Origin of the sequence: Pseudomonas sp. NPDC088429 (genome assembly GCF_044753305.1) — a bacterium.
Classification (GTDB): Bacteria; Pseudomonadota; Gammaproteobacteria; order Pseudomonadales; family Pseudomonadaceae; genus Aquipseudomonas; species Aquipseudomonas rustica.
On sequence record NZ_JBIVMX010000116.1, the window covers coordinates 1 to 7,929 of the forward strand.

At 57.9% G+C, this 7,929-nt stretch carries 7 protein-coding genes and 1 pseudogene; 6 read left to right on the forward strand and 2 right to left on the reverse strand.

Going from position 1 to position 7,929, the window contains the following annotated elements; translation table 11 throughout:
- Positions 1-20: 20 nt before the first annotated feature.
- Together ACIP66_RS27765 and ACIP66_RS27770 are read right to left on the reverse strand one after the other, a co-directional pair.
- A pseudogene (locus tag ACIP66_RS27765) lies at positions 21-362 on the reverse strand (ribonucleotide-diphosphate reductase subunit beta); the annotation flags it as partial.
- Positions 363-924: 562 nt separating this feature from the next.
- Positions 925-1,185, reverse strand: coding sequence for a DUF2790 domain-containing protein (locus tag ACIP66_RS27770; RefSeq protein WP_053122884.1), 261 nt, complete (start codon positions 1,183-1,185; stop codon positions 925-927).
- Positions 1,186-1,636: 451 nt separating this feature from the next.
- Here ACIP66_RS27770 and acs point away from each other — a divergent pair, with 451 nt between their 5' ends.
- The 6 genes from acs to ACIP66_RS27800 all read left to right on the forward strand — a co-directional run.
- Positions 1,637-3,592 (forward strand): acetate--CoA ligase, encoded by a 1,956-nt coding sequence (gene acs / locus ACIP66_RS27775; protein WP_053122882.1) that lies wholly within the window; start codon positions 1,637-1,639, stop codon positions 3,590-3,592.
- Positions 3,593-4,378: 786 nt separating this feature from the next.
- Positions 4,379-5,152: an ABC transporter substrate-binding protein gene (locus ACIP66_RS27780; protein ID WP_053122880.1), complete on the forward strand. Its 774-nt coding sequence runs from the start codon at positions 4,379-4,381 to the stop codon at positions 5,150-5,152.
- 91 nt (positions 5,153-5,243) lie between these two features.
- Positions 5,244-5,933 carry an ABC transporter permease gene (locus ACIP66_RS27785; protein WP_053122878.1) on the forward strand — a complete coding sequence of 230 codons (690 nt, stop codon included), beginning with the start codon at positions 5,244-5,246 and terminating at the stop codon, positions 5,931-5,933.
- The gene (locus tag ACIP66_RS27790) at positions 5,930-6,628 is read left to right on the forward strand and encodes an ABC transporter permease (protein WP_400652397.1); all 699 of its coding nucleotides are present in this window, start codon (positions 5,930-5,932) and stop codon (positions 6,626-6,628) included. Before ACIP66_RS27785 ends, ACIP66_RS27790 begins: the two co-directional genes overlap by 4 nt.
- Before the next feature lies 1 nt (position 6,629).
- A complete protein-coding gene (locus tag ACIP66_RS27795) occupies positions 6,630-7,742 on the forward strand; it encodes a M14 family metallopeptidase (RefSeq protein WP_400652398.1) in 1,113 nt (370 codons plus the stop codon).
- Positions 7,743-7,769: 27 nt separating this feature from the next.
- On the forward strand, positions 7,770-7,929 hold a 160-nt coding region (locus ACIP66_RS27800; protein ID WP_400652399.1), incomplete at its 3' end, for an ATP-binding cassette domain-containing protein.

The window sequence follows — 7,929 nt, forward strand, 5'->3', positions numbered from 1 at the left end:
TTCAGGCCCCAGGCGGCTTATTTAGCGACCGATGGGATCTCGTGGTACATGTTGAAGATTTCGAGTTCTTCCATGGCCCGCGATTCGATGCAGTTCTGGTAGGCGTGGGTGTGGATCGCCTCTTCGAACGCCTGGCGCAGGATGTACTGGCGGCATTCCGGGTTGGTGATCACGCGGTACACGGCCAGTACCAGGTTGTTGGCAACCAGGGAGTCGGCGGTCACGGCGCGGGCTTCGATCGCGGCGGCACCGCCAGCGTTATCGAGGCGATCCATGTTGGCTTCAGTAGCGTGGCCGGCGTTGGCGCCTTTCACTGCTGCTACTTCACTGTCTTCTTTGTCGAATTCGTCCCAGCTCAGCATGACGTGTCGTCTCCTGCGTGAGGGCCTGTCGCCCGTGTGAAACCTGATTGGTTGGTTTTTCACACGGTCGTACAGACCGCGTTGGATCTTAAGGAATCGTTTTTTGCAGCTATACGCAGGCAATAAAACAGAATTTTTTCCGGGTTTCCGAGAGCCTCTGACGGGCGCAATCAGCGTTGAACACTGCTGCGGGGCTTCAGAATGGCTTTTGATCCCTGTAAGGGAATATTGCTAACCCGACTAGGGCGGCATTATAGGGAAAAAAATGAGGTCGTGGGGGAGGGCGAAAGCGCGCAGGGCGGTCGATCAGGAAGGGGATTTCTGTCGGAGCGAGGCTTTACAGGGCTTTCGCTGGGATTGGCCCCTGAGAATTTTTTTTGATTAAATTTTTCGTCGGGCTTTGGTTGCTCAAGAAATGAGCAAAAAACCGCGTTTTTCACTATATCTTGTGTTTTGCAACCCTTTTGACCGACTCCAGACACAACTGAGCCCGACCGAAGCCGGGCTGGAATCGACCCTCAATGAAGCGCTGAGAGATCCAATTCGGTGCAGTCTGAAATCATCAATTGGTGCAGCCGTTGCCCATCACGCTGTAACGCAGGATGTGGCGCTGGCCGGTGGAGTCGTCGTATTCCATTTTCATTGGCACAACTTCGCAGACATTCGGAACTTCGCTCATCGATACAACGTTGGCGATGTCCAGGTGGGTCGAGTAAGTGTATTCCTCGATGGCCGGTTTTTGCTGGGCGACATCAGTCGGGACCTCGTTTGCCATGGCGGTTGCGCACAGACTGCTGAGGGCCAGAACCAATAAAGCTTTCATTTCAAATTTACCTTTTTGAGGTCGAGTGGGGTCACGCAACCTTTTTAGGGTTGCGTGTGGAACTTCATCGTTTGCGGTTGTTACTTGAGAGCTGGATTAACGGCCTTCGTGGGGGCTGTAACGTTGTTAATCGCGTTTGCCTTGTCGGCGAGGTGAATTCTAGGGAGGTGGGGTGGGGGTAAACAGACCGGGTTTTGATAAACACTTTTCACATATTTGGTAACAATCCCCCAAAAAACACCTCAATCCCCCCGTAGGAGCTGCCGAAGGCTGCGATCTTTTGACTTTGATTTTTAGAGGCAAGGTCAAAAGATCGCAGCCTTCGGCAGCTCCTACACGGGCCATCGTGGGTGGGCGAGGGGTTGTTACTACCATCGTCGAATGGTTCTATGGGGCCGGCCCCGTTACAACAGGGTCATACAAAAACAACTATTACACCGAGGTAAGAAAGATGAGTGCGGCTTCTCTGTATCCCGTTCGTCCCGAGGTTTTGGCTAACACGCTGACTGACGAGGCGACCTACAAAGCCATGTACCAGCAGTCGGTCGTCAACCCTGACGGCTTCTGGCGTGAGCAAGCCAAGCGCCTCGACTGGATCAAGCCTTTCACCACGGTGAAACAGACTTCTTTCGACGATCACCACGTCGACATCAAATGGTTTGCCGACGGCACCCTGAACGTTTCCTACAACTGCCTCGACCGTCATCTGGCCGAGCGCGGCGATCAAGTGGCGATCATCTGGGAAGGCGACGATCCTTCCGAGAGCCGCAACATCACCTACCGCGAACTGCACGAACAAGTGTGCAAACTCGCCAACGCCCTGCGTGGACAGGACGTGCACCGCGGCGACGTGGTGACCATTTATATGCCGATGATTCCCGAAGCCGTGGTCGCCATGCTGGCCTGCACCCGGATCGGCGCGATTCACTCGGTGGTGTTCGGTGGTTTCTCGCCGGAAGCTCTGGCCGGTCGCATCATCGACTGCAAATCGAAAGTGGTGATCACCGCTGACGAAGGCATCCGTGCCGGCAAGAAAATCTCCCTCAAGGCCAACGTCGACGACGCGCTGACCAACCCGGAAACCAGCAGCATCCAGAAAGTCATCGTCTGCAAGCGCACCGGTGGCGACATCAAGTGGAACCAGCATCGCGACATCTGGTACGAAGACCTGATGAAAGTGGCGGGCACCGTTTGCGCGCCGAAAGAAATGGGCGCTGAAGAAGCACTGTTCATCCTTTATACCTCCGGCTCGACCGGCAAGCCGAAGGGCGTGCAGCACACCACTGGCGGTTATTTGCTGTACGCGGCAATGACCCACGAGCGCGTGTTCGACTACCGTCCGGGCGAAGTTTATTGGTGTACCGCCGACGTCGGCTGGGTCACCGGCCACAGCTACATCGTCTACGGCCCGCTGGCCAACGGCGCGACCACGCTGCTGTTCGAAGGCGTGCCGAACTATCCGGACATCACCCGGGTGGCGAAGATCATCGACAAGCACAAGGTCAACATCCTCTACACCGCACCGACCGCGATCCGCGCGATGATGGCCTCGGGTCAGGCTGCGGTTGAAGGCGCGGATGGCAGCAGTCTGCGTCTGCTCGGTTCGGTCGGTGAGCCGATCAACCCGGAAGCCTGGGATTGGTACTACAAGAATGTCGGCAAGTCGCGTTGCCCGATCGTTGATACCTGGTGGCAGACCGAGACTGGCGGCAACATGATGAGCCCGCTGCCGGGGGCGCATGCGCTGAAGCCGGGTTCGGCGGCGCGTCCGTTCTTCGGTGTGGTGCCGGCGCTGGTCGACAACCTCGGTAACATTATTGAGGGCGAGGCTGAAGGCAATCTGGTGATTCTCGATTCGTGGCCAGGTCAGGCGCGCACGCTGTATGGCGATCACGATCGTTTCGTTGATACCTACTTCAAGACTTTCCGTGGCATGTACTTCACCGGTGACGGCGCGCGCCGTGATGCTGATGGTTATTACTGGATCACCGGGCGTGTCGATGACGTGCTCAACGTGTCCGGTCACCGTATGGGTACGGCCGAGATCGAGAGCGCGATGGTTGCGCATCCGAAAGTTGCTGAGGCGGCGGTGGTTGGGGTTCCGCATGACATCAAAGGGCAGGGCATTTATGTCTATGTCACGTTGAAAAATGGCGAGGAGCCGACCGAGCAGCTGCGTCTGGAGCTGAAGAACTGGGTGCGCAAAGAGATCGGGCCGATCGCTTCGCCGGACGTGATCCAGTGGGCACCGGGGCTGCCGAAGACGCGTTCGGGCAAGATCATGCGCCGCATTCTGCGCAAGATTGCCACGGCGGAATATGACGGGTTGGGGGATATCTCGACGCTGGCGGATCCGGGTGTGGTGCAGCATTTGATTGATACGCATAAGACGATGAATGTGGCTTAAGCGGTAGATGCTTAGGAGCCCTGTCCGGTGAATGCCGGGCGGGGCTTTTTTGTGTCTGTAGGGTTTGTAGCGGTCATGCCGGCCCCTTCGCGAGCAGGCTCACTCCTACAGGGATCGCATTCCACCTGAAGAAACGCGATCAACTGTAGGAGTGAGCCTGCTCGCGATCTGATCGTTCCCACGCTCTGCGTGGGAATGCAGCAAGGGACGCTCTGCGTCCCAGAAGCCGACGCAGAGCGTCGAGGGAGGCATTCCCACGCAGAGCGTGGGAACGATCAGCGGCCCAGCCAATAATTATCGACCAGAGCCGTAAGCCCTTTCCTACTGTTACCCGCCGCCCTCCACGTAACCGAATGTGTAACCGCCCGCCCCGGAGCGGGGCATTGGGAAACGCATCGCCCCGTTTTAGAGCCTCCAAACCCCCGGTGAAAAATAAGACACAACGCTGCGCTTGCCGGATTAGAAGGGTTTGCGAATAATAGGCCCGCAATTTGCAGCATAGATCGGTTCACTGTCTTTCGCTCTTGCATGAATTTGCAAGGCTGTCAACGTGCTCAAGCGGGTTTCTCTGTGCATCTGTAATTAGTTGTCGCATTGAAGAAATATCGGCTTCGGGCCTGTCGTTAGAATGCCGATCACTCGCTCATCGTGGCTGATGTTGAAATCTCTCCAGGTTTCAATGGGAAATTTCCCACCGATGCAGCAACCGATTTCCCGATTCACCCATTCGCATATTGGGCTGTCGCTCACTCTGCCGTTTTTGCCCTTTACCGATGGAGTCCCAAGATGAAGAAACTTGTGCTGCTTGGCGCCCTGGCACTGTCCGTGCTGTCGCTGAATTCCTTCGCTGACGAAAAACCTCTGAAAATCGGTATCGAAGCGGCTTACCCTCCGTTCGCTTCGAAAGCACCGGACGGCAGCATCGTTGGTTTCGACTACGACATCGGCAACGCTCTCTGCGAGCAGATGCAGGTCAAGTGTGTGTGGGTCGAGCAAGAGTTCGACGGTCTGATCCCGGCACTGAAAGTGCGCAAGATCGACGCGATTCTGTCGTCCATGTCGATCACCGAAGATCGCAAGAAGTCAGTCGACTTCACCAACAAGTACTACAACACCCCGGCACGTCTGGTCATGAAGGCCGGTACTCAGGTCAGCGAAGGTCTGGCTGAGCTGAAGGGCAAGAACATCGGCGTACAACGTGGTTCGATCCACGAACGTTTCGCCCGCGAAGTGCTGGCTCCACTGGGTGCCGAGATCAAGCCGTACGGCTCGCAGAACGAAATCTACCTCGACGTGGCTGCCGGTCGCCTCGACGGTACCGTGGCTGACGCAACCCTGCTGGACGACGGTTTCCTGAAAACCGACGCCGGTAAAGGCTTCGCGTTCGTCGGTCCTGCGTTCACCGACGTCAAATACTTCGGCGACGGCGTAGGCATCGCTGTTCGTAAGGGCGACGCCCTGAAAGACAAGATCAACGCTGCCATCGCGGCCATCCGCGAAAACGGCAAATACAAAGCAATCCAGGACAAGTACTTCGCCTTCGATATCTACGGCAAGTAACACGTCTCTGCGACAAGTCCGAAATGGCGCAAGCAACAGGATCTCTGAGGTTTGCGCCATTTTTTCATCCCAACTTTCGAGGACCTGAATCATGTTGAAAGGCTACGGGGCTGTCATCCTCGATGGCGCATGGCTGACGCTTCAGCTCGCCTTGTCGTCCATGGCTCTGGCCATCGTTCTCGGGCTGATCGGTGTCGCGTTGCGCCTGTCGCCAGTGCGCTGGCTGGCCTGGCTGGGCGATCTGTATTCCACGGTTATTCGCGGGATTCCCGATCTGGTGCTGATCCTGCTGATCTTTTACGGCGGTCAGGACTTGCTCAACCGCGTTGCGCCGCTGCTCGGCTTCAACGATTACATCGACCTGAATCCGCTGGCCGCCGGTATCGGCACCCTCGGTTTCATCTTCGGTGCGTACCTGTCGGAAACCTTCCGTGGCGCGTTCATGGCGATCCCGAAGGGTCAGGCCGAAGCCGGCATGGCGTACGGCATGAGCAGTTTTCAGGTGTTCTTCCGGGTGATGGTGCCGCAGATGATTCGTCTGGCGATTCCGGGTTTCACCAACAACTGGCTGGTACTGACCAAGGCCACCGCGCTGATTTCCGTGGTCGGTCTGCAAGACATGATGTTCAAGGCCAAGCAGGCGGCAGATGCCACCCGCGAGCCTTTCACCTTCTTCCTCGCAGTGGCGGCGATGTACCTGGTGATCACCAGCGTCTCGTTGCTGGCATTGCGTCAACTTGAGAAGCGCTACTCGGTAGGCGTAAGGGCGGCTGATCTATGATCTTCGACTACAACGTCATTTGGGAGGCGATGCCGCTGTACCTCGGCGGGCTGTTGACCACCCTCAAATTGCTCGCGCTCTCGCTGTTTTTCGGTCTGCTGGCGGCACTGCCGCTGGGCCTGATGCGCGTCTCGAAGAACCCGGTGGTCAACGGCGCCGCGTGGCTTTACACCTACGTGATCCGTGGCACGCCGATGCTGGTGCAACTGTTTCTGATCTACTACGGTCTGGCGCAGTTCGAAGCGGTACGCGAAAGCTACTTGTGGCCATGGCTGTCCAGCGCAACGTTCTGCGCGTGCCTGGCCTTCGCGGTCAACACCAGCGCCTACACCGCTGAAATCATCGCCGGCAGCCTCAAAGCCACGCCGAACGGTGAGATCGAAGCGGCGAAAGCCATGGGCATGTCGCGCTTCAAACTGTACAAACGCATTCTGCTGCCATCGGCCCTGCGCCGGGCACTGCCGCAGTACAGCAACGAAGTGATCATGATGCTGCAGACCACCAGTCTGGCGTCCATCGTGACCTTGATCGACATTACCGGCGCGGCCCGTACCGTCAACGCGCAGTACTATCTACCGTTCGAGGCGTACATCACCGCTGGCGTTTTCTACCTCTGCCTGACGTTCATTCTGGTCAAGCTGTTCAAGCTGGCCGAGCGTCGCTGGTTGAGCTACCTCGCGCCGCGGAAGCATTGATATGGAACGCATCGACCACGTTTTGCCGTGGAGCCATCTAGGCAGCGAGCGCAAGATTTCCGTATTCCGCTTCGGACACGGCGAGCGCAAGGCCTACATTCAGGCCAGCCTGCACGCTGATGAATTGCCGGGTATGCGCACTGCTTGGGAGCTGAAAAAGCGCCTCAGCGAACTCGAAGCCAAAGGCTTGCTCAACGGTGTCATCGAACTGGTACCGGTCGCCAACCCGTTGGGTCTCGGGCAATTGCTGCAAGGCAATCATCAGGGCCGTTTCGAGGCGGGCAGCGGCAAGAATTTCAACCGTGATTTCGTCGAGCTGAGCGCGCCGGTTGCGGCCGCTTTGGCTGACAGTCTCGGTGATGATCCGCACGCCAATGTGCGTCTGATTCGTCAGGCGATGGCCGATCATCTGGCCGCATTGCCGGAGGCGAGCAGCCAGTTGCAAGGCATGCAGCGCGTGTTGCTCAGCCATGCCTGCACCGCCGATGTGGTGCTCGATCTGCATTGCGATGCCGAGGCCGCGCTGCACATGTATGCGTTGCCGCAGCACTGGCCACAGTGGCGTTCGCTGGCCGCGCACCTGAATGTGCGTGTGGGTTTGCTCGCGGAAGATTCCGGTGGCAGCTCGTTCGATGAGGCTTGCTCGTTGCCGTGGTTGCGTCTGTCGCGTCAGTTCCCCGATGCGCAGATACCGCTGGCGTGCCTGGCGACGACGATTGAGCTGGGCGGTCAGGCCGACACCGGTCGCGCGGAGGCCGAGGCGTATGCTGAAGGCATTCTGGCGTTCCTCGCCGAGCAAGGTTTGATCACCGGCGAGTGGCCGAATCCTGCGCACGAAGCGTGCGAAGGCATGCCGTTCGAAGGCACCGAATTGCTCCTCGCACCGCACCCCGGCGTCGTAAGTTTTCTGCGCAAGCCCGGCGAGTGGGTCGAGGCGGGCGACGAGATTTTTGAAGTGATTGATCCTGTGTCCGATCGGGTCAGCACGGTGTGTGCTGGTACCTCCGGGGTGCTGTTTGCCATTGAACGGCTGCGCTATGCCCAACCCGGTTTCTGGCTGGCCAAGGTGGCGGGGCGCGAAGCGCTGCGTCACGGGCGCTTGCTCAACGACTGACTGACTGTTTCTGTGAGAACCGACCGCATGTACAAACTTGAAGTCCAAGACCTGCATAAACGCTATGGCAGTCACGAAGTGCTCAAGGGCGTGTCCCTGAAAGCGGCAGCTGGCGATGTGATCAGCATCATCGGCTCCAGTGGCTCCGGCAAAAGTACTTTCCTGCGCTGCATCAACCTGCTCGAGC